This window comes from Virgibacillus sp. W0181, from assembly GCF_051846915.1.
GTDB lineage: Bacteria > Bacillota > Bacilli > Bacillales > Amphibacillaceae > JBPYCR01.
Genome location: NZ_JBPYCR010000045.1, coordinates 1 through 25634, shown reverse-complemented (window position 1 = coordinate 25634; position 25634 = coordinate 1). Strand labels below are relative to the sequence as shown.

General features: G+C 39.0%; 22 protein-coding genes, 8 tRNA genes and 1 rRNA gene. 27 read left to right on the top strand and 4 right to left on the bottom strand.

Annotated features, from left to right (window positions below):
* On the bottom strand, positions 1-1159 hold a 1159-nt coding region (locus tag ACLIBG_RS14190), incomplete at its 3' end, for an IS110 family transposase (protein WP_439312659.1).
* Between the two features lie 843 nt (positions 1160-2002).
* On the opposite strand from ACLIBG_RS14190, the gene ACLIBG_RS14185 reads away from it, so the two are divergent.
* From ACLIBG_RS14185 to ACLIBG_RS14175, 3 genes are all read left to right on the top strand, one after another.
* Entirely contained in the window at positions 2003-3463 is a 1461-nt protein-coding gene (locus tag ACLIBG_RS14185) for a DEAD/DEAH box helicase (RefSeq protein ID WP_439313418.1), read from the top strand.
* Positions 3464-3631: 168 nt separating this feature from the next.
* Positions 3632-4111, top strand: a complete 480-nt coding sequence (locus ACLIBG_RS14180) for a PH domain-containing protein (protein WP_439313417.1) — start codon at positions 3632-3634, stop codon at positions 4109-4111.
* On the top strand, positions 4104-5522 hold the full coding sequence (locus ACLIBG_RS14175) for a PH domain-containing protein (RefSeq protein WP_439313416.1): 1419 nt from the start codon (positions 4104-4106) through the stop codon (positions 5520-5522). The genes ACLIBG_RS14180 and ACLIBG_RS14175 overlap by 8 nt, the downstream gene beginning before the upstream one ends.
* A gap of 169 nt (positions 5523-5691) precedes the next feature.
* Here the strand turns inward: ACLIBG_RS14175 and ACLIBG_RS14170 are convergent, their stop codons facing one another.
* Both ACLIBG_RS14170 and ACLIBG_RS14165 read right to left on the bottom strand, forming a co-directional pair.
* A complete protein-coding gene (locus tag ACLIBG_RS14170) occupies positions 5692-6555 on the bottom strand; it encodes a cytochrome c oxidase assembly protein (protein ID WP_439313415.1) in 864 nt (287 codons plus the stop codon).
* Positions 6556-6722: 167 nt separating this feature from the next.
* Positions 6723-7484, bottom strand: a complete 762-nt coding sequence (locus ACLIBG_RS14165; protein WP_439313414.1) for a rhomboid family intramembrane serine protease — start codon at positions 7482-7484, stop codon at positions 6723-6725.
* Between the two features lie 385 nt (positions 7485-7869).
* Between ACLIBG_RS14165 and acpS the strand changes: the two genes are divergently transcribed.
* The 14 genes from acpS (at position 7870) to ACLIBG_RS14095 (ending at position 20791) form a co-directional block, all read left to right on the top strand.
* The gene (gene acpS, locus ACLIBG_RS14160) at positions 7870-8229 is read left to right on the top strand and encodes a holo-ACP synthase (RefSeq protein WP_439313413.1); all 360 of its coding nucleotides are present in this window, start codon (positions 7870-7872) and stop codon (positions 8227-8229) included.
* Between the two features lie 108 nt (positions 8230-8337).
* Positions 8338-9363 (top strand): LolA family protein, encoded by a 1026-nt coding sequence (locus ACLIBG_RS14155; protein ID WP_439313412.1) that lies wholly within the window; start codon positions 8338-8340, stop codon positions 9361-9363.
* A gap of 1587 nt (positions 9364-10950) precedes the next feature.
* The gene (alr, locus tag ACLIBG_RS14150; RefSeq protein WP_439313411.1) at positions 10951-12072 is read left to right on the top strand and encodes an alanine racemase; all 1122 of its coding nucleotides are present in this window, start codon (positions 10951-10953) and stop codon (positions 12070-12072) included.
* Positions 12073-12308: 236 nt separating this feature from the next.
* A complete protein-coding gene (locus ACLIBG_RS14145; protein ID WP_439313410.1) occupies positions 12309-12593 on the top strand; it encodes an antitoxin in 285 nt (94 codons plus the stop codon).
* A 4-nt stretch (positions 12594-12597) separates the two neighbouring features.
* On the top strand, positions 12598-12963 hold the full coding sequence (locus tag ACLIBG_RS14140; RefSeq protein ID WP_439313409.1) for a type II toxin-antitoxin system PemK/MazF family toxin: 366 nt from the start codon (positions 12598-12600) through the stop codon (positions 12961-12963).
* 244 nt (positions 12964-13207) lie between these two features.
* A complete protein-coding gene (locus ACLIBG_RS14135) occupies positions 13208-14080 on the top strand; it encodes an RsbT co-antagonist protein RsbRA (RefSeq protein ID WP_439313420.1) in 873 nt (290 codons plus the stop codon).
* A 4-nt stretch (positions 14081-14084) separates the two neighbouring features.
* Positions 14085-14441, top strand: coding sequence for an STAS domain-containing protein (locus ACLIBG_RS14130; RefSeq protein WP_439313408.1), 357 nt, complete (start codon positions 14085-14087; stop codon positions 14439-14441).
* Between the two features lie 5 nt (positions 14442-14446).
* Positions 14447-14845: an anti-sigma regulatory factor gene (locus tag ACLIBG_RS14125; RefSeq protein ID WP_439313419.1), complete on the top strand. Its 399-nt coding sequence runs from the start codon at positions 14447-14449 to the stop codon at positions 14843-14845.
* A gap of 152 nt (positions 14846-14997) precedes the next feature.
* Positions 14998-16011, top strand: a complete 1014-nt coding sequence (locus ACLIBG_RS14120; protein ID WP_439313407.1) for a PP2C family protein-serine/threonine phosphatase — start codon at positions 14998-15000, stop codon at positions 16009-16011.
* 106 nt (positions 16012-16117) lie between these two features.
* Positions 16118-16453, top strand: coding sequence for an STAS domain-containing protein (locus tag ACLIBG_RS14115; protein WP_439313406.1), 336 nt, complete (start codon positions 16118-16120; stop codon positions 16451-16453).
* Positions 16450-16923, top strand: a complete 474-nt coding sequence (rsbW, locus tag ACLIBG_RS14110) for an anti-sigma B factor RsbW (RefSeq protein ID WP_439313405.1) — start codon at positions 16450-16452, stop codon at positions 16921-16923. The genes ACLIBG_RS14115 and rsbW overlap by 4 nt, the downstream gene beginning before the upstream one ends.
* A complete protein-coding gene (sigB, locus tag ACLIBG_RS14105; protein ID WP_439313404.1) occupies positions 16898-17686 on the top strand; it encodes an RNA polymerase sigma factor SigB in 789 nt (262 codons plus the stop codon). The genes rsbW and sigB overlap by 26 nt, the downstream gene beginning before the upstream one ends.
* The gene (locus tag ACLIBG_RS14100) at positions 17683-18285 is read left to right on the top strand and encodes a SpoIIE family protein phosphatase (protein ID WP_439313403.1); all 603 of its coding nucleotides are present in this window, start codon (positions 17683-17685) and stop codon (positions 18283-18285) included. The genes sigB and ACLIBG_RS14100 overlap by 4 nt, the downstream gene beginning before the upstream one ends.
* Before the next feature lie 328 nt (positions 18286-18613).
* Entirely contained in the window at positions 18614-20791 is a 2178-nt protein-coding gene (locus ACLIBG_RS14095; protein ID WP_439313402.1) for a Tex family protein, read from the top strand.
* A gap of 124 nt (positions 20792-20915) precedes the next feature.
* On the opposite strand, the gene ACLIBG_RS14090 is transcribed toward ACLIBG_RS14095, so the two are convergent.
* Positions 20916-22406, bottom strand: coding sequence for a catalase (locus tag ACLIBG_RS14090; protein ID WP_439313401.1), 1491 nt, complete (start codon positions 22404-22406; stop codon positions 20916-20918).
* Between the two features lie 522 nt (positions 22407-22928).
* Here ACLIBG_RS14090 and ACLIBG_RS14085 point away from each other — a divergent pair.
* The 10 genes from ACLIBG_RS14085 to ACLIBG_RS14040 all read left to right on the top strand — a co-directional run.
* Complete coding sequence (locus ACLIBG_RS14085) at positions 22929-23381, top strand: SprT family protein (RefSeq protein WP_439313400.1); 453 nt, start codon at positions 22929-22931, stop codon at positions 23379-23381.
* A gap of 688 nt (positions 23382-24069) precedes the next feature.
* Positions 24070-24144, top strand: a tRNA-Asn gene (locus ACLIBG_RS14080).
* 4 nt (positions 24145-24148) lie between these two features.
* Positions 24149-24238, top strand: a tRNA-Ser gene (locus ACLIBG_RS14075).
* Positions 24239-24245: 7 nt separating this feature from the next.
* A tRNA-Glu gene (locus tag ACLIBG_RS14070) sits at positions 24246-24317 on the top strand.
* A gap of 106 nt (positions 24318-24423) precedes the next feature.
* A tRNA-Gln gene (locus tag ACLIBG_RS14065) sits at positions 24424-24498 on the top strand.
* 12 nt (positions 24499-24510) lie between these two features.
* Positions 24511-24583: transfer RNA gene (locus ACLIBG_RS14060), tRNA-Lys, on the top strand.
* Positions 24584-24697: 114 nt separating this feature from the next.
* A tRNA-Leu gene (locus ACLIBG_RS14055) sits at positions 24698-24780 on the top strand.
* A gap of 98 nt (positions 24781-24878) precedes the next feature.
* Positions 24879-24952 (top strand) — tRNA-Gly (locus tag ACLIBG_RS14050).
* Positions 24953-24973: 21 nt separating this feature from the next.
* Positions 24974-25047 (top strand) — tRNA-Ile (locus tag ACLIBG_RS14045).
* 236 nt (positions 25048-25283) lie between these two features.
* Positions 25284-25634, top strand: a 16S ribosomal RNA gene (locus ACLIBG_RS14040); the annotation flags it as partial.

Genomic DNA, 25634 nt, shown 5'->3' with positions numbered 1-25634 from the left:
TTTTATGGTGCTGTTGTACATAATTTGGTCCCAGTTCATGATAAGGTTCTCCTGTCTTTAAAATATTGAAAGCAATGGTTAAAAGTAAATGTGCCGAAGCCATATTTGCTTTTTTCTTTCCTTGTCGTTTGGCTATTCTTTTTCGATGTGCGGTTATTCGATTATGCTGTCTCGATGTGCCTAATACACATTCTATTGCCGTCGTTTTTAACGCTTTATTCCCTTTTGGCACTTTTGTGTTCTTTTTTTTTCCGGCACTTTCATTATTCCCTGGACTTACACCTGCCCACGATGCAGCACGTTTGGGACAATTATCGAAGACGGACATATCAACACCCATCTCGGCAACAAATACAGCGGCTGAATCCTTGTTTACACCAGGAATGGTATCAAGAAGCTCTACTTCTTTCCGATAGGGTTCTAAACATTGGTCGATTTGTTCTTCTAAGTTTCTCAATGTTTTCTCCAGATATATCATGTGTTCCCAATGATAGCGAAGCATATCCCGATGATGACGGCGAATTCGACCATTGATGGATTCCGCTATGTCTGTTAGACTGGCCTTTACACGCTTATGCACCATTTTTTGAAGTTCCTTCACTTCGATTTTTTCACCATTTATAATGGCCTCTAATATTTTACGCCCCGATTTACCAAAAATATTAGATAGAACAGAAGTAAGTTTGATGTTGGCATCCTGAAGAATTTTATGGATACGATTCTGTTCAGCCGTACGGTTATTAACCAGCTTTTTACGGTAACGGGTAAGGTCCCGTAAATCCCGAATATCTTCAGGTGGGACAAAGCTACCTTCAATGAGTCCGCTTCGTAATAGTTTGGCTAACCACTCGGCATCTTTAACATCCGTTTTCCTTCCCGGGACATTCTTTACATGTTTGGCATTGGCAAGCACAAGACGAAAGTGATTTTCGAGAATATTCCATACCGGTTTCCAATAAACACCCGTACTTTCCATCACGGCATCCGTTACTTTCATCGATGTCAACCAATCATTTAGTTTTAATAAACCTTTTGTAGATGTTGAAAAAGATTCGATGGACTTTTTTGGTCGTTTGTCTAAGGGACCATATAAGACACAAGCGACCACTGTTTCCTGGTGCACATCCAAACCTGCACATCTCTCAATCATTGCTTCCATGGGAGAATCACCTCATCATCAAATTAACAATACAAATGACAGTAGTTTTCTTGCGAAATTTTTGTATACGTGATCAAGTCACAATAGATGGTACTTCTGTACTGCCACAACCAGTTTCTTACGCGGGGTAATCCCTTTTGAGGATCCACCATTGTATTTTCGATCTGGTCGTATTGTTATTAACTGTATTGTCATTAAATAATAAAGGTATACTCCCAATCAAGATTAAAAATTCATTTTCATGATAGATGGTGGCTCGCTCAAGGCGAGCCATGGTGGTTTCTTACCTTTTAAAAAAAGCGCTAGCGTCCTCACAGGCTAAAAGCGCAACATCCCGGGGCTGCACGTAAATGCTCGCCCCACCGAAAAGATTTGCACTAGCACATCGTGTGCGTCGAAGCTAGACAGCTATGCGCTAAATTTCATACATTACTGTTTATCAACGCAAAAATGTTACGATACGTATTTATCTTATCATGCCCATTCAAAAAAATCATTTAATCGAACAAGTGGATATCTGATCCTGTTTTATGCTATACTAGTATAGCTGTCAGATCATATGCACTCGATTCGTAAAGAGGCCACCATGTTCATGGTAGAAGCCTTTTTTTCACTATTGGAATGTATAGAAATAAGGCATTGAATAGTAATTTATCGGGTATTTATACTACGTTTTCTAAGCACTTTAAGGAAGTTTGGACGTTTTTCAATAAAATAACAAGGGTAATTAAATATACGAAGGATTTGTCTGCGCTACTTGTCAAATCCTTGAATTTCCTTAGAGTCCAGGAAAAATAGGAGACAAGCAAAAATTTTCATAAAGAAAAAGGAGTAGACAAAATAGTGACTACATTTAATGAATTAGGAGTATCAGATCCTATATTAAAATCTTTAACATCAATGGGATTTGAAGAAGCAACACCGATCCAGGCGGAAACGATTCCCTATGCAATGCAAGGGGAAGACGTTATTGGACAAGCACAGACAGGAACAGGAAAAACAGCTGCTTTTGGAATACCAATGATTGAAAAATTTGAAAGAAATGCCCGGAAGATTCAAGGACTTGTTGTAGCGCCAACGAGAGAGCTAGCCATTCAAGTGGCAGAAGAGATTAATCGATTGGGAAGAAATAAAGGAATTCGAGCTCTACCGGTATATGGCGGACAACATATGGAAAGGCAAATTCGTGCATTAAAGGATAGACCTCAAATTGTTGTTGCTACACCAGGAAGATTACTGGATCATATTCGCAGAAAAACAATACGGACGGAAAATATAGAACTCGCTGTATTGGATGAAGCAGATGAAATGCTGAATATGGGCTTTATTGATGACATTCGCGATATTTTAAAAGGCATCCCTGAAGAAAGACAAACGCTTTTGTTTTCCGCTACGATGCCAAAAGAAATTCGTGACATTGCAACAAACTTAATGAAAACTCCAAAAGAGATCAAAGTTAAAGCAAAAGAAATGACCGTTGAAAACATTGATCAATTTTTTGTTGAAGTACCAGAAAAATTTAAATTCGATACGTTAACAAATCACTTTGATATTCATGCTCCAACTTTGGCCATCGTATTCAGCCGAACTAAAAAACGTGTTGATGAAATTACGGAAGGGCTGCAAGCAAGAGGTTTTCGTGCAGAAGGAATTCACGGTGATTTAACGCAAGGAAAGCGGATGTCCGTATTAAACAAATTTAAAAACGGGCGTGTCGAAGTGCTTGTAGCGACAGATGTTGCTGCTCGCGGACTTGACATTTCCGGTGTAACACACGTATATAATTTTGACATTCCGCAAGATCCGGAAAGTTATGTACACCGTATTGGCCGTACGGGACGAGCTGGTCGTACAGGGGAAGCAGTTTCTTTTGTAACACCTCGTGAAGTGGCCCACTTGAAGTTAATTGAAAAAACAACGAAAAGTAAAATGAAGCGAATTATGCCACCTACCAATCAAGAGGCACAGCGCGGTCAACAGCAGATGACTGTTGATAAAATACTGAAAACAATTGAAAAGAACGATTTAAAAACGTATCACGAAACCGCTAATGAACTGTTGGAAGACAATGATTCCATTACTGTTATTTCAGCTGCTTTAAAGCTGTTAACAAAAGAACGTAAAAACACTCCGGTTCGGATTTCATCCATCCAACCAGTCAGCGTGAAAAACAACCATCGCGGTAGAGACAATAAACGCAGACCGGAAGGAAAAAGATTTTATGGTAAAAGAAATCAAGGGGGACGCAATCAAAGCGGCGGACGTAACAGAAAAGGGAATTTTCAGAAACGCAGAACCCGTTAATTCATAATATTATGATCGTAAAGGAAAGAAGCTCTATTTAAACGGATAGAGCTTTTTTATTTTGAACAGCAATAACGATCCAAGTATACAAGTTATAAAATAATAGTAAAATTAATTCATGAATGGAGCGTTTATGATACGATAAGTTTTAGAAATGGAGGGTTTATTATGAGATTACCGCCGAAAAACAATATCGCAGTCGACGCGATAAAAGCATGGAAGATTACGGCATCTATCTATGTGGGCTTTTTTTGGCTGCTGACGATAGCCGCATTTATTTTATCATATATATATGAGATTCCCTTGTGGTATAGCCTCATCGCAGCTGGTGTTGGATTACTTGAAATATATTTAATGATTATATTGATTCCCAAGCTGCGATATAGAAGATGGAGATATGAAATTTTCGAACAAGAAATTTATATCCAGCACGGAATATTGATCGTTACACGGACATTGGTGCCTATGCTCCGGGTTCAGCACGTGGATACGAAACAAGGCCCGATTTTAAAACGTTTTAGGTTGGCAACGGTAACGATTTCGACTGCAGCAACGACGCATGAAATCCCTGCTTTGCTGGAGAAAGATGCATCGGATCTACGGGATCGAATTTCGACACTGGCAAAGGTGGATGAAGATGATGTCTAAGGAGCAGCGACTGCACCCGATAGCTATCATTTTCAACCTCGTCTTTTTTATCCGGCATTTTATTGTTGCATTTGCAGCTGCATTCTTCGGTTTAAAAGACCAAGCGTTTATGTATGTTATATTAGGTGTTGTAGCTATTATTTTATTGTTTTTGATAGGGAGCATTCTTTCGTGGTGGCGGTTTACATATCAAGTGTTCGACGATGAGATTAGGATCGAACATGGCGTATTCATTCGTAAAAAAAGGTATATTTCTAAGAATCGAATCCAATCAATTGATTTGACGGCAAATGTTCTCCATCGGATGTTTAAGCTTGTCAAAGTACAAATTGAAACGGCAGGGTCGGGAGATGGTGCTGAAGGGTCGTTAAGCGCCGTTAAACGGAGTGGAGGGGAACGAATCCGAAGAGAATTGAAATCAAGTAATACAGCGACCGAAACAGAAGATACGCATGAGAAAAAGGAACAACCGTCTGAAAAAATTTTGTTCAAGCGATTATTTATTGCCGGGACGACTTCTGGCAGTATTGGCGTCATTTTGGCTATTGTTGCATTAGGTTCGCAGCAGTTGGACAATTTAATCCCCGAAAGCTTTTTTGAAGATACTGTCACTTGGGTGATTGGATTAAGTATAATATTTATTGTTGGGCTAATCTTTAGTTTACTTCTTTTGGTCTGGTTACTTGGTATTGCAGGTACAATGATTAAATATGGGAATTTTACGATTACCAAAAATAAAGATGAACTTTTTATTACAAGAGGTTTATTGGAAAAGAAACAACTGACCATTCCGTTAAAACGTATCCAAGCCGTTGGAATGAAGCAAAACATGATCCGACAGCCGTTCGGGTTTGTCACCTTATTTGCAGTTGTCGCCGGCGGTTCTTTGGACAAGGGGGAAGATTTTCCGGTACTGTTTCCAATTATGAAAGAATCTGAAGTGGAACAATTTCTCCAAACTTATTTACCGACTTATGCCAATTCGACCGCACCATTAAATTCGTTGCCAGCAAGAGCCGCAAAATTTTATTTATTGCGCTCATCTATTTTGCTTATTATCATCACTGCAGCCGTTGCTTATTTCTTTCCGGCATTTATTTGGATACCGATTGCGTTGCTGATCCTTAGTTTGCTAATTGGCTATTTACGCTATAAGGATGCAGGATACGTAATCGAAAACAAGCGGATAACCATACAAATGCGTGCACTAAGCAAAGTGAAAATGCTTATGTATCATCGTCGAATCCAAGCATTTGAAGATAAACAGCATAAGGTTCAAAAAATACAACGATTGGCAACCGTAACATTCTCCATCATTGGATCACTTGGAGCAGGAACCCACTATACGTTAAAAGACATGGATGAAAAAGACGCCTCTAAATTACAAGAATGGTATTCCTACCGTTTGTAAAAATGGGCTAAGGGTATGAAGTATGAAATGCATTTCCAGAAGCGAAAAAAGGTGTTTTAGCCAAAAAATCCGAACGGAAATCCAAAATTCTTTCGTTAGAATTTAGATTCGTTCGGATTTTTCTTTGCAACAGTTGGAAATGTAGTGTTTTGGTAATGTCTCGGTCTTTTTACTTTTTTCTTTTATGATGTAAATGGATTACTACTCCGCGGGCCACGCGGATGTTTGCATCATCGACTTGTCCTTCTTTTTCTTCTTCTTTTCTCCCCCAGCTTCTAACAATAAAAAGTAGAGCGTAAGCGTAACTTCCCAATTGAGTCACTTTTAACAGTCCCCCGGCAAGCTGTTGGTCATAAATGGCTGTCATAACCGGAAGTAAATCACCGGCAACCGCCTCATAAAATGGATAGTGTGCTTTTTGAACGACAAGAAAGAAGAATCCAATTGGCATTAATAAGATTGATGTAAAAAATATATAACCGACCCGGGTTAAATAAGCTGTATTACTTACTTCCGGCACAGGGGAAATAATAACCCACCACATGAAGAACGCATGTATGACAAGAATAACTTGTGCCAGAATGAGTAACACACTATTTTCTTTTAACATATTAAAAACAGTTGGCAACAAATAAATCGTCAGTAATCCGTTAAACGCTATCGCTGTAAGCCAAGGGTGACCAAGAATTTTAATCATAAATTTCATTTTGTAATTCCAGAAATAACCGCGAATAAATACAGGTGGTAAACTTAGTATAAATAAAGGAACAGCGATAAAAAAGATTATGGCCAATTGCAGCACATGTGCACTGAACAAGTAGTCGCGCGCTACAACGGCAACTGGGGTTCCTTGTACGATATAGACAAGGGATATAGCTGCGAAAAAATATTGCTTCTGGTTTGTGTTCACTTCAAATCGGTACGAACGAACAAATGTTTTGATGTAGAAATAAGCTAACACGGTAATCAAAATGAACCAGATCGGATTGAACAATTGATACCATACATAATTGGTAAGGATGGAACTGTCCATGATTGGTACACCACCATTAGAATTAATTTTCTATTGCAGCAAACAGTTGTTCATAAAAGTTCGCATTGTAGTCTATCTTATCAAACAAATAGACAAAAGAAAAAAACGCATGGTGCAATAAATGGTATTCATCAGCCCAATTAGTAAAATCATGCGCTTTTCCGTTATTAAAATAATTGGCTGATAATACCTATAAAGACGAGAACTCCAAGGATAATCCAAAGAATATTTTTCTGCAGTTTTTTCACCGCTCGTCTTTTTTCCCATCGATTCGGATCAAAGGAAATAGAATCGGAACGACGTTTCTTATAATTTCGGCTGATGGAAAAAGGCTGTGCATTCACAAGTAAGAGTGGACCTAATGCAAACCCGCCAATAAATCCAAAAATATGGGCATAAATATTAATGCCTGGTCGAATAAATGTCATTACAAGTCCGATTATAAAAATCGTTAATACAATTTGTGCATTTGCCTGATCAATTAAATGTTTACGGAAAACAACCATAAATACGTAAATGCCGAATAAACCATAAACGGCTCCTGATGCGCCGAGATGCGGAATGTTTGACGTTGGATCGATTACGTAAGTGCCTATATTTCCGGCAAGACCGGCTAGTAAATAGAAAGAAACAAACTTAAATCTCCCTATCATTTGTTCTAGTGCAGGCCCAAACAAAACTAATGCGAATGAATTAAATAGTACATGCATCAGCCCCCCGTGCAAAAAGACTGGTGTAATAAGCCGCCAGTACTCTCCGTATAAAACCGATAGATTATGCCCGATTCCCCATTGGAATATTTGTATTCCGATGGATAAATGCAATAAATCCGTGACGAGCCATAGAACCAGGTTAATGATAACGATAGCAGATACAATGGGGTAGTAGTTCATAAATTCTTTTAAGCTTTTTTCCGTCCGAATAAACATATTTAACCTCCAAAAACGATTTATTATAAAAGAAAAGGGTCAGTGCCTTTTCCATAAGGTCATAAAGTATAAAAATTTGTGCATAGCTGTCTAGCTTCGACGTACAGGATGTTCTAGTGCAGGCGACGCCACAGGACGTGGCGTTCTAAGCCTGCCAGCGCCCAGCCCCTCGAGGTCTTAAGCAATAATTCTTCGTGGCAAAAACCGCCACTACGATTTCTTGTTTAAACTATGCCTGAGGCTTACCAGGACGCTTGCGTTTTTCTTATATATATATTAATCAACTAATCAATGTTATTGTCCCATGTTGGCAACTATTGTACGATATGACTATTACCCATTAATTATAATGGTACATTTCATAAAACGAAAGGTTCGCGATTAAATGATTATTGGAATAGGTTTAGACATTATTGAATTAGATCGAATTAAGCGGCTTTCACATAGAACGGATCGATTTGCACATCGTATTTTATCAGGGCGTGAGTTATCCCTTTTTACGAAGTTGCAAAATAATAAGAGGAAAACAGAATTTTTAGCAGGTCGATTTGCTGCAAAGGAAGCATTTGCCAAAGCAACAGGACGTGGAATAGGAAAGTTAAGCTTTCAGCATATCGAAGTTTTACGGAAAACAACTGGTGCTCCAATGATTCAGGCGCAAAGATACGAAACAAAAAAAATATTTGTTTCCATTACACATAGTAAGGAATACGCCGCTGCACAAGTGATAATTGAGGAAAACTAGTTGCACAAGCCCTGCATATTTCAAGAGGTTGTCTCATATATTTTAGTGCGGACAGGAAGGAACGTAAAGGTTGTTTCCGTACAAAAATGAGACAGGGGAGATATGTCTATGGGTAAAAGGAACAATCGTTTAATCGTCATGATTTCTTTAGGCTTGATTTTATTATTAGCTGCTTGTGGTGAAAAGTCGCAAGAAAGCGTAGTTAAAAAGCTGGAAGAAAACGTGGAGGCGATGGACGGTTATAAAGCACAAGCGGTTATGGAAATGAGTACAGGGCAGGAAGAACAGAAATATGAAATTGATGTGTGGCACAAAAAGGAAAACTTTTATCGAGTGTCGCTGACGAATGATAAGGATGAAAAAGGCGGGCAAGTAATCCTTAAAAACGAAGATGGTGTATTTGTCCTGACACCAGCGTTAAACAAAAGCTTTAAATTTCAGACAGATTGGCCTGATAACAGCAGTCAACCTTATTTATACCAATCATTAGTCGATGATGTATTGAAGGATAACGAAGCAACATTTGAAGCAACGGATTCTCATTATGTATTTTTAACAAAAACGAATTATCAAAGCAACAATAACCTGCCGTATCAAGAAATTTACTTTGACAAAAAAACGTATGCACCTGCAATGGTAAAAGTTTTGGATAAAGATAAAAACGCTCTTGTAGAAGTAACTTTTTCCAACTTTGAACTCGATCCATCGTTTAAAGAGTCTGACTTTAAAATGGATGAAAGTATGGATAATAAACAAGAAGAAGCGAACGCACCAGTGATGGAGGATGAACAAGCAACTACATTGGAAGTTATCTTCCCACTGAAAACAATCGGATCTGAATTAGTAGAAAAGAAAGAAGTGAATTTGGAAAATGGCAAACGAGTCATCTTGACCTTTGAGGGCGAGAAGAAATTTACCCTTATTCAAGAGAAACAAGATGTCGTACCAACCTTCTCCTCACCAAAAGAAGTAAAGGGAGATATTGTAAACTTAGGCCATGCCATCGGTGCATTGTCTGAAAATGCAATTGAATGGACAAATAACGGTATCGACTATTATTTAGCGAGTGAGGAATTAACAAAAGAAGAATTAATTGAAGTAGCGGCTTCAGTGCAAGGTAAAGAAGTAAAATAACTGTCAAATAAACATGCATGTACACAAGTGTTTAGTTAAGAAAAGCGCAAGTGCTCTGCTTAGAAATGTAGCGACTGCGCCAGACGGGGGCTGGTGGTTCGATATTGGGACTGTAGCTACGCTTTCGTCCCACCGAAAAGAATTGTACGTCGAAGCTGGACAGCTATTTAAGAAAAACGCAAGCGCCCTTGTAAGCCTCAGGCATAGCTTAAGCAAGAAATCGTAGTGGCGGTTATTGCCACGAAGAGTTATTGCTTAAGACCTCGAGGGGCTGGGCACTGGCAGGCTTAGAACGCCACGTCCTGTGGCGTCGCCTGCACTAGAACATCCTGTACGTCGAAGTTAGACAGCTATGCACAAAATTTTATACTTTATGACCTTACAAAGAAAAATCCTAACGGTGATCCAAAATTCTTCTATTAGAATTTGAATTCGTTTGGATTTTTCTTTTTGCTTAGATAAGATATACGTACGCATATATTGCTTTAAGTGTGGATATATCTTCCCGAGTGCGGATATATTGCTTTTGAGTGTGGATATATCTTCCCGAGTGCGGATATATTGCTTTTGAGTGTGTATATACCTTCCCGGGTGCGGATATATTGCTTTAAGTGTGGATATATCTACCCGGGTGCGGATATATTGCTTTTGAGTGTGTATATACCTTCCCGAGTGCGGATATATTGCTTTTAAGTGTGGATATATCTTCCCGAGTGCGGATATATTGCTTTTAAGTGTGGATATATCTTCCCGAGTGCGGATATATTGCTTTTGAGTGTGGATATATCTATCCGAGTGCGGATATATTGCTTTTGAGTGTGTATATACCTTCCCGGGTGCGGATATATTGCTTTAAGTGTGGATATATCTTCCCGAGTGTGGATATATTGCTTTTGAATGTGGATATATCTACCCGGGTGCGGATATATTGCTTTTGAGTGTGGATATATCTACCCGAGTGCGGATATATTGCTTTTAAGTGTGGATATATCTTCCCGAGTGCGGATATATTGCTTTTAAGTGTGGATATATCGTTCCCGAGTGCGGATATATTGCTTTTGAGTGTGGATATATCTATCCGAGTGCGGATATATTGCTTTTGAGTGTGGATATACCTTCCCGGGTGCGGATATATTGCTTTAAGTGTGGATATATCTACCCGAGTGCGGATATATTGCTTTAAGTGTGGATATATCTTCCCGAGTGCGGATATATTGCTTTTAAGTGTGGATATATTTTCCCGAGTGCGGATATATTGCTTTTGAGTGTGGATATCCCGTCCCAAATACGGGTATGTCGCTTTATACACATCAACTACGTATAGTCCTACCATTTGAAGACATGTAATAAATTTCCCGTCCTGTAACCGTTCGTATGTAGTGAGCAGCGCTATTAGTTATGTCCAGGTTTTATTTTATTTTTAATAAAGAAATATCGAATAAATGTGCCACGATGTTAATTGATTCCTTTAAATAAAGGGAACTCTTACAATTCCAGTTGAAAATGTAGCAATTATCGAGTAAAATTCATACATTAATATTTTTATAGCTCACTATACGTAAGGTGATTGGAAGGAGCTTCCGAATCGTGACAAATCAGATGGTCCGAAAGACTTGGGCCGAGATTGATCTTAATGCAATAGGGTATAATATTGAACAAATTAGAAATACGTTGCTCCCAACAAGTAAAATAATCGCCGTTGTCAAAGCGAATGCGTATGGACATGGTGCGGTAGAAGTCGCGAGAAAAGCCTTGGAGTCCGGAGTCGCTTATTTAGCAGTATCTTTGTTGGAGGAAGCTTTGGAGCTGAGGGAAGCAAATATCGATGCCCCTATTCTAGTCATAGGATGGGTTCCACCAGAGGCTGCGGTGATCGCATCCGAGAAAAATATTACATTGACTATTTATCAAATAGACTGGCTGCAGGCTTTGAAAGAAATCCGCTTACCAAAAATGTTGAACGTGCATATGGAATGGGATACCGGAATGGGGAGAACCGGCATCCGAACAGAAGCAGAATTAATTGCTATCATGGATGAATTAATTGAAAACCAATGCATATACTTAACTGGGGTGTATACACATTTCTCGACGGCAGATGAGGTTGATAATACCTACGTTTTAAAACAAAAAGAGCGGATCAAACAATTGACTGTTGCTTTTGAAAAAAAATGGATGAGCCCGGTTGATTTTCATATGAGCAACAGTGCCGCTGCCATAATGTATCCCCGGGAAACACAACAATATATTCGTCTCGGTATTTCTATGTATGGTTTATATCCTTCCGAAGAGGTGAAAAGACAGACTCCCATCCGATTAAAACCAACATTTTCATTGCATAGTCAATTAATTCATGTGAAAAAAGTGTCAGCAGGCGAATTTATCGGCTATGGTGCTACGTATCAAACAAAAGAAGATGAATGGATCGGGACTATTTCCATCGGGTATGGTGATGGCTGGATTCGAAACTTACGGAGTTCTTCTGTACTTGTAAACGGCAAGCTCATGCCCATTGTCGGTCGAATCTGCATGGACCAAACGATGATACGATTGGATAAACCGTATAAAATTGGTACAATGGTTACACTAATTGGTAAACAAGGGGATGCTGAAATTAAAATGGAGGAAATTTCCGATCGCCTAAATACGATTAATTATGAAGTTCCATGTATGATCAACGCCCGAGTTCCGAGAATCTATGTGAATTAATCATTCTTTTTAGTAATCCTTGATCATACCTTTATATGAAATGGAAACACCTTCTCGGCTGAATTATTATTTCTAAAAAATTTAATCTGTAATTATTCATCCGAATAAATCCTTTTTTCATTATAATATATTTTTTTCAAATGCGGGAAAAGCTTTTGCAAAGCCTATAATTTCATGCTATGATAAAATGGATAAGTATTATATGGACGTTGAGAAATCTTCGGAGGTGTATGGTGTTGTCAGAGAGTTTACAGGAGATCTTAGTAAGATTACCACAAAATCTGATAAACGAGGTGGACGGATTGGCGAGGTATGAAAATAAAGATTTAAGCGACTTTATTTATCAGGCAACTAAAAGTCATCTGAAGCACAAAAAGTACGAACGTTTTCAGCAGCTTCGCGAAACCATGCAAAAAGGCTACGAAGAGATGGCACGAATCAACTTGTCGTTATCTTCTGAGGCTTTCCTGGCGGAGGAGGAAGCTAAAAATACGCTGGACCGCTCTGTGATCGGGGTGTAGGCCTTTGATCGTTCAAAGAGGCGAAGTATATTTCGCCGATTTATCCCCGGTCGTCGGGTCCGAGCAGGGGGGGATAAGACCAGTATTGATCCTGCAAAATAATATAGGCAATCGATTTAGTCCTACGGTAATTGTAGCGGCGATTACTGCTCAAATCCAAAAAGCTAAACTGCCGACACATGTGGAAATCGATGCAAAGCGTTATGGATTTGATAGGGACTCCGTTATTTTGCTTGAACAAATTAGAACATTGGATAAACAACGACTTACTGATAAAATAACAAAATTAGATGAAGAAATGATGAAGAAAATTGATCACGGCTTGGAAATTAGCTTAGGTCTTGGCTTCAAAGAAATGTACGATCAATAGAAAGGCAATGCCCCCTTACTCGTTAGGAGGGGTTTTTTAATTGTCTTTTTTAATTAAAAAGTAATGAATTCTGCTTTACATGCTAAAAAAATGTTCTATATATTTAAAAAACAAAGATATTTCCACATAAATTTTGTTCAATTTATTCAGCATTTAGATCTTTATTATGGTAATATACGTGTAACGTATTTTAATACAATAATAATTTAAAAGCTTATTATATGTCATGGGGGTAGAGTGAGTGATGGACTCGAAAGTAGGGAGAATCGTAATAAATAATAGTGATGTTATTGTGCAAATGTGGATGGAAGAGGTTGCTGACCTACAAAAAAATGGTGGCTACACAAGTACGATATCAGATGAATTATTTGAAAGTACGAACAGGGAATTTGTGAATGTTATTTTCTCAAGCATTACAAACAAAGAAACAGGTTCAACACTACAAAACTTTTCGGAAAAGCTGATTAATCTTGGTTGGCCTTTAAGTTACATTACAGATGGGCTACAAGTGTTCCGTCGTGTAACGATTGATTTAATCTGGAGTAAATCAGAAGGAATTAAGAATGAAGAAATTATGCCTATATTGAAAAGAGTCGATGATTGGGTTGAACCAATCATACGAGAGTTAGTTAATGAGTACTCAAGTAGCTGGGAGCATATCGTGTCCTTACAGCATTTAGCTTTGAAGGAGTTGTCTGCACCACTCATTCCGGTAATGGATAACATTACAGTTATGCCGCTTGTCGGAACGATAGACACCGAGCGGGCCAAATTGATTATGGAAAATTTACTGGATGGGGTGATGAAACATAATTCAGAGGTTGTCTTAATTGATATTACAGGCGTCCCTGTTGTTGATACGATGGTAGCCCATCACATAATTCAAGCGGCTGACGCTGTACGTCTCATCGGCAGTGTGTGTATATTAGTCGGCATACGTCCGGAAATTGCTCAAACGATTGTTAATCTAGGAATTGATTTGGAAAATTATCCAACAAAAAGCTCTTTAAGAAAAGGCTTCAAGGCAGCGTTGGAAATGACAGGTCGGAAAATTGTTGACACGAATACGGAAACAGATGATCTCAAAAATTTAATTAAATCTTTAAATAAGGAGTGATCGCGTGCGAATACCAATTCTGAAACTATCAAATTATTTGCTCGTTTCAATCCAAACGGAAATTGATGATCAATCCGCTATCAAATTTCAGGAGGATTTGTTAGACAAAATACATAAGACGGGTGCATCAGGTGTCGTTGTAGATCTAACCTCCGTCGATGTTATAGATTCATTTATTGCTAAAGTACTGGGAGATGTTGTTACAATGTCAGATCTCATGGGGGCTAAAGTAGTATTAACCGGAATTCAACCAGCAGTGGCAATGACTTTGATTGACTTAGGCATTCACCTCAACAATGTGACCACCGCTTTGAATTTGGAACAAGGCCTGAGTAAATTACATCAGGAATTGGGGGAATGATGAAAATGACATCCCAATCCCGCGTAAATATAATAAAAGAATGGGATATTGTAGCTGCCCGTCAATTGGGAAGAACTATAGCAAAGGAAATAGGCTTTAGTTCCGTTGATCAGGCAAGAATTGCTACAGCAATATCCGAACTCGCACGCAATATATATTTATATACCGAAGAAGGTATGATTTGTCTTGAATTAATAGAAGAAGGAATACGTAAAGGGATTTGTGTTAAAGCTGAAGATGCTGGACCGGGTATTCAGGATATTAGTAAAGCTATGGAAGATGGCTTCACCACTTCGGGAGGGTTGGGTGCCGGATTACCTGGGGTTAAACGTTTAATGGACGATTTTCAAATAAACTCATCTGACAAAGGGACTACCATCAATTCAATTAAATGGTTGCGCTAAAAAATACGATAACATATTTATTTTATAACACTGCCCTTCAGCAACTAACAAGAAATCTTTATAACCATCACATATAATCGGAATAGTAGACTGTAACATGCCCGAATTATACGTTGCATGAAAATAAAACGATGGGGCAGAGGAGGGTGCATGTGGAAAATACGATTCAATCTGATGTAAACGAGTATAAAAACCAATTAAAAGTATATATTGAAACACAAGATGAGCAGGCGTTATATGTGGCCGAACAAATAAGTAAATCATTTATTAAAAGCAATATACTGCCTGAAGAAATAGTTAACATACATATTCAAGCGTTGCAAGAACTCTATCCTCAATTAAGTGCGGACATTAGTGCTTCTATGAGTTTTTTGCTTGAAACAATGATTTCTTACGGAGTGGCACATCAAGAAGTACAGGATTTGAGAGAGGAGCAGTTTGCATTGCGTTCGGAAATACAAGTTGCCGCAAACATGCAAAATACGTTTTTGGCTACGAATAAACCGGATATTGAAGGTCTCGATATTGGAGCAATATCAGTTCCAAAACATCAAATGAATGGTGACTACCATTATTTTATCAAAGGAAATGATGGCTCACTCGGGATTGCCATTGCCGATGTCATTGGAAAAGGAGTTCCGGCTGCATTATGTATGTCTATGATAAAATATTCGGTGGACAGTTTTTACGAAGAATCTTTGAAGCCGACAATGATTCTTGAAAATTTAAATCGCGTAGTGGAACGTAATGTTGATCCGAACATGTTTGTTACGATGCTGTATGCGCAATATCTTCCAAAGAAAAGTAAACTGGAATTCGCATCGGCAGGACACGAGCCCGGTTTTTATTATAATGCAGCAAAAGGCAATTTTGTGGAAATGGAAACGAAAGGACTCGTTCTTGGTGTTTTGCCTAATACAACATATAAACAATATGAGCTAGAATTGGCTGCAGGCGACAAGGTCATCCTGCTAACGGATGGCGTCACGGAATGCAGATACGGCGACCGTTTTATTGAGGTTGATGAAGTGCTTGACGTAATAAAAAAATATGACTATTTACCTGCACAGCAGCATGTGGAATATGTATACCGACACTTTAATAATCAGCCGGATTTCAGGATGGAAGATGACTTCACGTTAATTATTTTAAAAAAACATGTTTAATGATGAATTGAACTGGGTATAAGTCCTTAGTACTACTCTACAACGTAATTACTCGTGAAGCAAGATTATTTTTCCCTTTTTTAAAAAATCGTCAAGGAGGATACATATGAATTTAACGATTGATATTGTAGATGATAGTGATAGGAGTCTGGTCAATCTTTCTGGAGAACTTGATGTATATACTGCTCCTCAGTTAAAGGAGACGCTTTTGCCTATTACAACAAAAGAAAAACACTTTGTGGAAGTTAACTTAGCGGAAATCACATATATGGACAGTACCGGGCTTGGTATTTTTATTAGTGCATTAAAAAATACGAAAGAGCATAACGGTCATTTAAAACTGATTAATCCGCAAGAGCGTGTCGCTCGTTTGTTCAGAATTACGGGTTTGAATGAAATTATGGATTTACAAGATACAGTTCAAGGTGGGAAAGAACAATGACACAATTTGACTTTATCGAAATGAAGTTTCCTGCAAGAGCAGAATACGTAGGTGTTATACGATTGAGTATTTCCGGAATTGCCAGCAGAATGGGTTTTTCGTATGAGGATATAGAAGATTTGAAAGTCGCTGTTTCCGAAGCTGCAACAAATGTTGTCTCCCATGCCTATGAAAAAGGAGAACCTGGAGAATTAACGATTGGTTTCGGTATCTATGATCAAAGACTGGAAATTATGGTAGCGGATCACGGTGGCAGTTTTGATTTGAATGAAATAAAAGGGAAAATCGGACCGTATGAGCCTTCTGAGTCAGTAGAGAGCTTACGAGAAGGAGGGTTTGGTTTATTTTTAATTAATGCTTTAATGGATAAGGTCGAAATCAATAATAAATATGGTGTAATAGTTTTAATGACTAAGTATTTGAATGAATCAGAGGTGGGGTTAGATGACCAAGTCTCTACAACCCAATAAGGAAAAAGATGAAGTATACGAATGGATAGATCATTTGCAAAAAGAGCCAACAGATGAAGCTGTTCAAGAAAAAGTTGTGCTCACTTATCAAAACCTTGTTGAATCTTTAGCTAGAAAATATTCGAAAAGCAGCAGTAATCACGAAGACCTTGTACAGGTGGGGATGATTGGGTTGCTGGCGGCAATAAAGCGATATGATCCTACTTACGGTAAATCATTTGAGTCCTTTGCCATACCTACCATTATCGGTGAAATTAAACGTTTTATTCGTGATAAAACATGGAGCGTACATGTGCCGCGTCGAATTAAAGAATTAGGCCCAAAAATTAGGAAAGCAATTGATGAACTAACAAATAAAAATCAATATTCGCCGTCCATTCCGGAAATAGCGGAATATTTGGATGTATCAGAAGAAGATGTGCTTGAAACGATGGAGATAGGCAGAAGTTATAAAGCACTATCTGTCGATCGGAGAATTGAAGCGGATGCAGACGGGAGCACCGTATCGATATTGGACCTAGTTGGGGATACGGATAATGGCTTTGATACGATCGACTTACGAATGCTACTGGAAAAAATTATGCCTGTACTAACAGAGCGCGAACAGAAAATACTACACTGTACGTATTTTGAAAATATGAGTCAAAAAGAAACCGGCGAACTTCTTGGAATTTCCCAGATGCATGTTTCCAGACTGCAACGCCGCTCATTAAGAAAAATGCGTGAAGCTATCCAATCGGAAAGTGTGGGTGTTTTTGATTGAGTAAACGGAAAGGTGCAGTAAAGGTTTCCGTCTATCAAAAACCAAAAAAAGATAATGTTTACTGCGGTGACAGCTATTTTTATAAAGAAACAGACAATGAATTTTTATGTGTATTGGTGGACGGGCTAGGCAGTGGTGAGGAAGCGCAGGAATCAGCCGAAATCGTCATTAACATTATTAAAGAAAACATTCATGTGACAGTCGATTCATTAATAAAGCACAGCAATCGCCAGTTATTTGGAAAACGCGGAGTTGTATTGGGGATTCTTAAGCTCGATTTTAAAGCGCAAATTTATACATATTCATCGATCGGAAATATTGGCATTATGACAGTAACAAATACAAAAAAGGAACGCAATATACCGAAATCCGGCTACCTGTCAGGATATAAGCGACCGTTCAAAGTAATACGTAAAAATTTGGAACCTGAAATGACTTTTTTTATGTTTTCAGATGGTGTACTGGATAAAGAACTGTCACAAGATTATTTTATCACCCAGAATGTTACGAAAGTGACAGAGATGTATGCTGCACAAAGCAAAGAAAAAAGGGACGATGACACGACGTTAATTGCAATGCATTATGAAGAAGTAGAATAAGAAAAAATAGACAGTTATGCTGGAGTGAACTGTCTATTTTTTGTTTTATAAAATGTCATCAAATCTTAGTTTAAAAATTTAAAAGTAGCTCGTGATTCGGTTGAAACGCTCGTCATTTGATGAGTACTACAAGTGAAAGCCTCAACCCCACTTGACAGCAAAATAACTACACGCCAACAAATTTATATCTCCTTTCTACAGTGCTACTAATTGAACCCAAACTAATATTCGGTAATATCTATCACCTAAAACGCCTTCTTTTTAATTGAAAGTAGGAAATGAACCTAATCTTTGATAAAATAAACACGTATGTGAAGGAGGTCTATTCGTGCAAGCGCAACTAAATGAAGAGATTACCCATTGGGTAGCGAAAGAAGCAAGTGTTAATCGAAAAACAGTTGATACAGTGATTGCTCTAATGGATGAGGGTAACACCGTACCATTTATCGCCCGTTACCGTAAGGAAGCAACCGGTGGGCTCGATGAAGTGCAAATCAAATTAATTCAGGATAAGTGGCAGTATGCTACGAACTTGGCTGAGAGAAAAGAAGAAGTCATTCGTTTGATCGATGAGCAGGGAAAATTGACGGATGAATTATCCACAGCGATTAATGAAGCTACACAATTACAACGTGTGGAAGATCTGTATCGCCCATATAAACAAAAACGGCGAACGAAAGCAACGATTGCAAAGGAAAAAGGATTGGAACCGCTGGCAGAAAGCGTGTGGGAACAACAAATATCTTTTTCACTTCAAGAAGAGGCAAAAAGTTACTTGTCTGAAGAGCATGAGTTACATACGGTGGAAGATGTATTGGGCGGTGTGAATGATATTATAGCGGAGTGGATTTCCGACGACGCAACGTATCGTGAATATATCCGTGAAGAAACATTTAAGCGTGGAACCATTCAAACCGAATTGAAAAAAGATGTCGAGGACGAAAAAGGCGTTTATAAGATGTATTATGAATACGAGGAAGCAATTCGAACAATGGTTTCCCACCGCATTTTAGCGATTAATCGCGGGGAAAAAGAAAATGTGCTTCGGGTTGCCGTACAATCCCCGACAGAACGAATTACAGATTACTTACAACATAAAGTAGTCAAAGACAGAACGGAAGCATCTATAAAGAATATTTTAGAAGAGGCTATTTTCGACAGCTACAAACGACTTATCCAACCGTCCATTGAAAGAGAAATTCGAAATGGGTTAACGGAAAAGGCAGAAGAACAAGCGATTGCGGTTTTCGGTGAAAACTTGAAAAACCTATTACTGCAACCCCCGTTAAAGGGGCGGACTGTTTTGGGAGTCGATCCTGCATTTCGAACAGGTTGTAAGCTTTCTGTGGTCGATGAAACAGGCAAGATGCATGCCATTAATGTGATATACCCGACGGCCCCAAGAAATGATGTTGCAGGGGCAGAAAAGGTTGTCATGGAACTCATTGAAAAATATGATATTGAATTAATTGCGATTGGTAATGGAACGGCATCGAGAGAGACAGAACAATTTATTGCAGATGTCATTACGAAACACGACATTAATGTTCCTTATATCATTGTTAATGAAGCTGGGGCGAGTGTATATTCTGCATCTGCTCTTGCTCGTGAGGAATTTCCGGATTTAGAAGTAGAAGAAAGAAGTGCTATTTCCATTGCTAGACGGGTGCAAGACCCACTTGCCGAACTTGTGAAAATTGATTCAAAGTCCATAGGTGTAGGTCAATATCAGCATGATGTCAGTCAAAAAGAACTAAACCATTCACTTGATTTTGTTGTGGAAACAGCGGTGAACCAAGTTGGAGTTAATGTCAATACAGCTTCTGTTTCGTTGTTGCACCATGTATCGGGATTAAGTAAAACGATTGCCAATAATATTGTTGCCGCAAGAAATGAGCAGGGGAAGTTCTCGAATCGGAAACAATTAAAAAAGATTCCGAGATTAGGACCGAAAACATATGAGCAAGGGATTGGTTTTTTACGTATATTGGACGGAGATAACCCGCTGGATCGTACCCCAATCCACCCAGAAAGTTATCAGCATACTAAAACATTGCTGAAAATGCTCGACTGTGAATTGGATGATATTGGATCGGAAATTTTGCGAGAGAAACTGAATATGGTGAACGAAAAAGAAATGGTGGAAAAGCTGGGGGTAGGTGTGCCGACCCTAAAAGATATAATGGCTGCACTTAGCCGTCCAGAGCGTGACCCGCGCGATGAATTTCCGCAACCACTGCTAAAACAAAATATTTTGGCGCTTGAAGATTTGGAGCCGGGTATGGAAATGCAAGGAACGGTACGAAATGTCGTTGACTTTGGTGTCTTCGTTGATATCGGGGTGAAACAAGACGGGCTAGTTCATATTTCTAAAATGGCAAACAAGTTTGTTAAACACCCAATGGATATTGCTTCTGTAGGAGACGTTGTTACTGTTTGGGTAGAAGATGTGGATGTTGACCGGGGCAGAGTTGCTCTTTCTATGGTCCAAAGCGAAAAAGCGTAAATTTTCTATATGAAAAATAAACGGCAGTATGCGCAAGTGGAAAAACTTGCACATGCCGCCGTTTTTGTCTTCAACACAAAGTCAATGATTCTAACCCTCGTCCATACCGAATATATATTTCAAACTATTCTTTATCGCTTGCTGCTTCTACTTCACTCATGGAAATTCCAAGTGCTTTTGCTACTCCTTCACCATAAGCCGGGTCAGCTTTGTAGCAATGGCCAATATGGCGAATTTTAATAAATCTTTCTGCACCTCGCATATTTCTTGCCGTATTTTCAAATAAAAGCTGTTTTTGTTCTTCGTTCATTAGATTAAACAATTTACCGGGTTGCTCAAAATAGTTATCATCATCTTCTCTGAAGTTCCAACGGTCACCATCTCCGTAAATCGGATGTGGAGGCTCTTTATGTTCTGGTTGATCCTTCCATTCACCGTAGCTATTCGGCCCGTAATGCAGGAGACTTCCATGGTTTCCGTCAACTCGCATTGCACCATCCCGATGAAAACTGTGGTATGGGCATTTTGGTTGGTTTACCGGTATTTGATGGTGATTCACACCTAAACGATAACGCTGTGCATCCCCGTAGGAAAACAGTCTTCCTTGCAACATTTTATCTGGTGAAAAGCTAATTCCTGGTACGACGTTGGCTGGTGTAAAAGCGGCCTGCTCTACTTCAGCAAAATAGTTGTCCGGATTTTTATTAAGCTCAAACTCCCCAACTTCGATTAAAGGAAAATCTTTTTTATACCATACTTTTGTCAAATCAAATGGGTTGTACGGCATATTATTTGCTTCTTCTTCGGTCATAACTTGGATGTACATTTTCCATTTAGGATAGTTTCCATCTTCAATTGTGTTATATAAGTCCCTTTGATGACTTTCGCGATCGGCGCCAACAAGGTCTTCTGCTTCCTCATCCGTTAAATTATCGATCCCTTGTTGACTGCGCATGTGAAATTTAACCCATACACGCTCGTTATCTTCATTAATCATGCTAAATGTATGGCTGCCAAATCCGTGCATATGGCGATATGATTTTGGAATACCGCGTTCGCTCATAATAATCGTTACTTGATGCAAGGCTTCGGGTAAGGAGGTCCAAAAATCCCAATTGTTATTAGCGTCCCGCATGTTTGTGCGTGGGTCGCGTTTTACAGCGTGGTTTAAATCCGGGAAAAGCAATGGATCTCTGAAAAAGAATACTGGTGTATTGTTTCCGACTAGATCCCAGTTTCCTTCATCTGTATAGAAGCGCATGGCAAAACCACGAATATCGCGTTCAGCATCTGCAGCGCCCCGTTCTCCCGCAACTGTTGAAAAACGAAGGAATATATCGGTTTGTTTGCCAATCTCTGAGAAAATTTTTGCTTTCGTATATTTTGTAATGTCATGTGTGACGGTAAACGTTCCATATGCACCAGACCCTTTTGCATGCATTCTTCGTTCCGGAATAACCTCTCTGTCAAAGTGGGCCAATTTTTCCAGGAACCAAACATCCTGAAGAAGCATTGGTCCACGTGGGCCGGCAGTAATTGAATTTTCATAGTCGGGTACTGGTGCACCCGCAGCAGTCGTCAGTCTCTTTTTATTCTCGTGATTTTTTTTACTCATAAAGATACCTCCTAAATTATTAAATGTAATTATTATAATATCATATAAATAATTAGATTACTATAAATATAGATTGATAGTATTAATTAAACATAATACATTGTCAAATTCGACATTCTGGAAGTAATTATATAAAGAGGTATGTATTTTTATTACCAATACTTCCGATCTATATTATCAATTAACAAACTCTAAATGATAATAATAGAACTGTTCCGTGAGTAGTAAACTTTATAACTACCATTTATATCAGTTTCAGCAAGTGACTTAAAAGTTGTTTTATGAGCGCATTCAAATAGAGTAGATAATAATGAAATTCAGGCTCAAGTCATAGAGACGAACGGTTTGGTGGTAGTGAAGACTTATCTGTGGATAATGAGATTGCAAATGTAACTCATTTTTTAAAGTGATTTTACATGGGATTTTCGAACAACTACTCTATAGGTATACATATGAAACATTTCAAAAGTTATTATCATTATGATAAGATTACTTGTACATAAGTAAAGGCAGGATTCAATGATGGACACAATTAAAGAAGAAGCCCTGTATAAACTGGTAAACTCATTATCTATGGAGTTTTTTCATATACCTTTTCAGCACAAAGTGATTTTTAATAAACGGCTACGTACAACAGGTGGACGGTATATCCCCGCCAGAAAGACAATTGAGTTGAACCCTAAGTATGCAACTGAGATGGATGAGAAAGAATTTGTTGGCATTATTAAACATGAGCTATGCCACTATCATCTGCATATTGCTGGGAAGGGGTATAAACATGGTGATGCTGAATTCAAACGACTACTGAAGAAGACCAATTCACCGAGGTATTGCACCCCACTGCCATCTGAAATGAATAGACATAAGCATATATATCTATGCAAACAATGCAAACATGAGTATAAGAGGATTCGGATTATAAATGTAAAAAAATATCGATGCGGTAAATGTCGTGGGAAACTATACAAGGTGTGATTTTTTCAGGGTAAGATGGTTTCGGGATGTAAATACGGTTATATAAAATGTTTTTATTGATTAGTTAAAATCGTTGACGTTCTCCAACCTTCCATGTTAAATTATATAAGCACTTGAAATGCATATGCATTTTATGCAGAATTACTTTTAATTTGTTTATATTACTGTTTACGGTTAAACCATATAAGATATAAACACTTTTTTTGCGCGGCTGTCTGAGGTTCGGCGCAGAGAATGCTAGTACTGCTTTGCGACATGGTGTCGCGAACTAAGCTCATTATTAACTGGAAACTAAGTCGAGATCTTGCATCGATCTACGGTGATGCACGGAATATCTCAATAGATCGAAATTAGATCGAAATTTTAATTGAAATGTGATTGACTTTTGTCATAAGATGTTGTAATCTATTTTTTGTTGTCATTATTTATGCTGACTTTCCTTTCGAAAATAACTTAGGTATCGGCAAGTCATTTACGTTGAAGAGAATATGAAACACTTTGTTTTTAATGCAGGAGCTTAAATAACGTTGCACGAATGAGTTGTATTATAACGGTTGAAATAACTCTGCAGTAATCATTGGGTTATCTTGAAGTATAGCCTTAACATTGATAGTGTTGTTGAATACAATGATCGAGTGCCATCAGAATGGGTGCCAACACATATCTTATTGGAATTTAGTATAATTATTCCACAGTAGCTCAGTGGTAGAGCTATCGGCTGTTAACCGATCGGTCGTAGGTTCGAATCCTACCTGTGGAGCCATTACGGAGAAGTACTCAAGTGGCTGAAGAGGTGCCCCTGCTAAGGGCATAGGTCGTTATGCGGCGCGAGGGTTCAAATCCCTCCTTCTCCGCCATTTATATGGCCCGTTGGTCAAGTGGTTAAGACACCGCCCTTTCACGGCGGTATCACGGGTTCGAATCCCGTACGGGTCATCCATTTTGAATGCAATGTGTTTTGGTGGGTAGTTTGGTCGTAGAGGATTGTTCCTTGGTTTGAGGCGGATCCTTTACGCATTTTATAGTCACGATACTTTTTTGTTGGGCTATAGCCAAGCGGTAAGGCAACGGGTTTTGGTCCCGTTATTCCCAGGTTCGAATCCTGGTAGCCCAGCCATGTATTTAAAAGGAGCCATTAGCTCAGTCGGTAGAGCATCTGACTTTTAATCAGAGGGTCACAGGTTCGATTCCTGTATGGCTCACTTTTCTTTAATGATCTGTAACTTGTTTTAAGGATGAGTATAAATTTAACTTCCATTTATTGTGGCGTGAAAGTTCGATAAATGATCAGCCATCTTGCAATTTATTTAATAAATGCGGTCGTGGCGGAATGGCAGACGCGCTAGGTTGAGGGCCTAGTGGTAGAGATACCGTGGAGGTTCAAGTCCTCTCGACCGCATCGAAATAAATGCTTGCGTCGATAATTTAGCTGTGTTATACTAAGAAACGTTGCTTCAAATGACAGCTAGTTAAATCAATTTCATTTTTTTATAATTTGCGGGTGTAGTTTAGTGGTAAAACCTCAGCCTTCCAAGCTGATGTCGTGGGTTCGATCCCCATCACCCGCTCCAAAATTACATTATTTATGATAGGGGCCTGTAGCTCAGCTGGTTAGAGCGCACGCCTGATAAGCGTGAGGTCGGTGGTTCGAGTCCACTCAGGCCCATTTCGTTTCTATAAAGAACAATTAAGGAACGAAATAATTGTTGACAGTAATCTCATAACATGGTATATTTGAAAAGTTGCTCCTTGAAAACTGAACAAAACAACTCGTATGTCAGAGTGAAAAACACCTCCGTGTTTTTCCTCTACAAGTCAGATCTTTCTATTAAGGAAGCTGACTATAAATGAAACAAGCTAAGATATAAAGGTGATTAACCGGTGTTAATCATCGCACAAACTTTTATGGAGAGTTTGATCTTGGCTCAGGACGAACGCTGGCGGCGTGCCTAATACATGCAAGTCGAGCGCGGGAAGCAGGCGGAATCCTTCGGGAGGAAGCCTGTGGAACGAGCGGCGGATGGGTGAGTAACACGTAGGCAACCTGCCTGCAAGACCGGGATAACTCGCGGAAACGCGAGCTAATACCGGATGATCCGAGTAATCTCCTGATTGCTCGGTAAAAGGCGGCATTAGCTGTCACTTGCAGATGGGCCTGCGGCGCATTAGCTAGTTGGTAGGATAACAGCCTACCAAGGCAACGATGCGTAGCCGACCTGAGAGGGTGATCGGCCACACTGGGACTGAGACACG

What these genes read in the sequence shown, in the direction of transcription:
- ACLIBG_RS14180 (WP_439313417.1), top strand. Translation starts at nt 3,632, where the DNA reads ATGAGATTACCGCCGAAAAACAATATCGCAGTCGACGCGATAAAAGCA.
- ACLIBG_RS14175 (WP_439313416.1), top strand. Translation starts at nt 4,104, where the DNA reads ATGTCTAAGGAGCAGCGACTGCACCCGATAGCTATCATTTTCAACCTC.
- ACLIBG_RS14170 (WP_439313415.1), bottom strand. Translation starts at nt 6,555, where the DNA reads ATGGACAGTTCCATCCTTACCAATTATGTATGGTATCAATTGTTCAAT.
- ACLIBG_RS14165 (WP_439313414.1), bottom strand. Translation starts at nt 7,484, where the DNA reads ATGTTTATTCGGACGGAAAAAAGCTTAAAAGAATTTATGAACTACTAC.
- acpS (WP_439313413.1), top strand. Translation starts at nt 7,870, where the DNA reads ATGATTATTGGAATAGGTTTAGACATTATTGAATTAGATCGAATTAAG.
- ACLIBG_RS14155 (WP_439313412.1), top strand. Translation starts at nt 8,338, where the DNA reads ATGGGTAAAAGGAACAATCGTTTAATCGTCATGATTTCTTTAGGCTTG.
- ACLIBG_RS14135 (WP_439313420.1), top strand. Translation starts at nt 13,208, where the DNA reads ATGGACTCGAAAGTAGGGAGAATCGTAATAAATAATAGTGATGTTATT.
- ACLIBG_RS14125 (WP_439313419.1), top strand. Translation starts at nt 14,447, where the DNA reads ATGACATCCCAATCCCGCGTAAATATAATAAAAGAATGGGATATTGTA.
- ACLIBG_RS14115 (WP_439313406.1), top strand. Translation starts at nt 16,118, where the DNA reads ATGAATTTAACGATTGATATTGTAGATGATAGTGATAGGAGTCTGGTC.
- rsbW (WP_439313405.1), top strand. Translation starts at nt 16,450, where the DNA reads ATGACACAATTTGACTTTATCGAAATGAAGTTTCCTGCAAGAGCAGAA.
- sigB (WP_439313404.1), top strand. Translation starts at nt 16,898, where the DNA reads ATGACCAAGTCTCTACAACCCAATAAGGAAAAAGATGAAGTATACGAA.
- ACLIBG_RS14090 (WP_439313401.1), bottom strand. Translation starts at nt 22,406, where the DNA reads ATGAGTAAAAAAAATCACGAGAATAAAAAGAGACTGACGACTGCTGCG.
- ACLIBG_RS14085 (WP_439313400.1), top strand. Translation starts at nt 22,929, where the DNA reads ATGGACACAATTAAAGAAGAAGCCCTGTATAAACTGGTAAACTCATTA.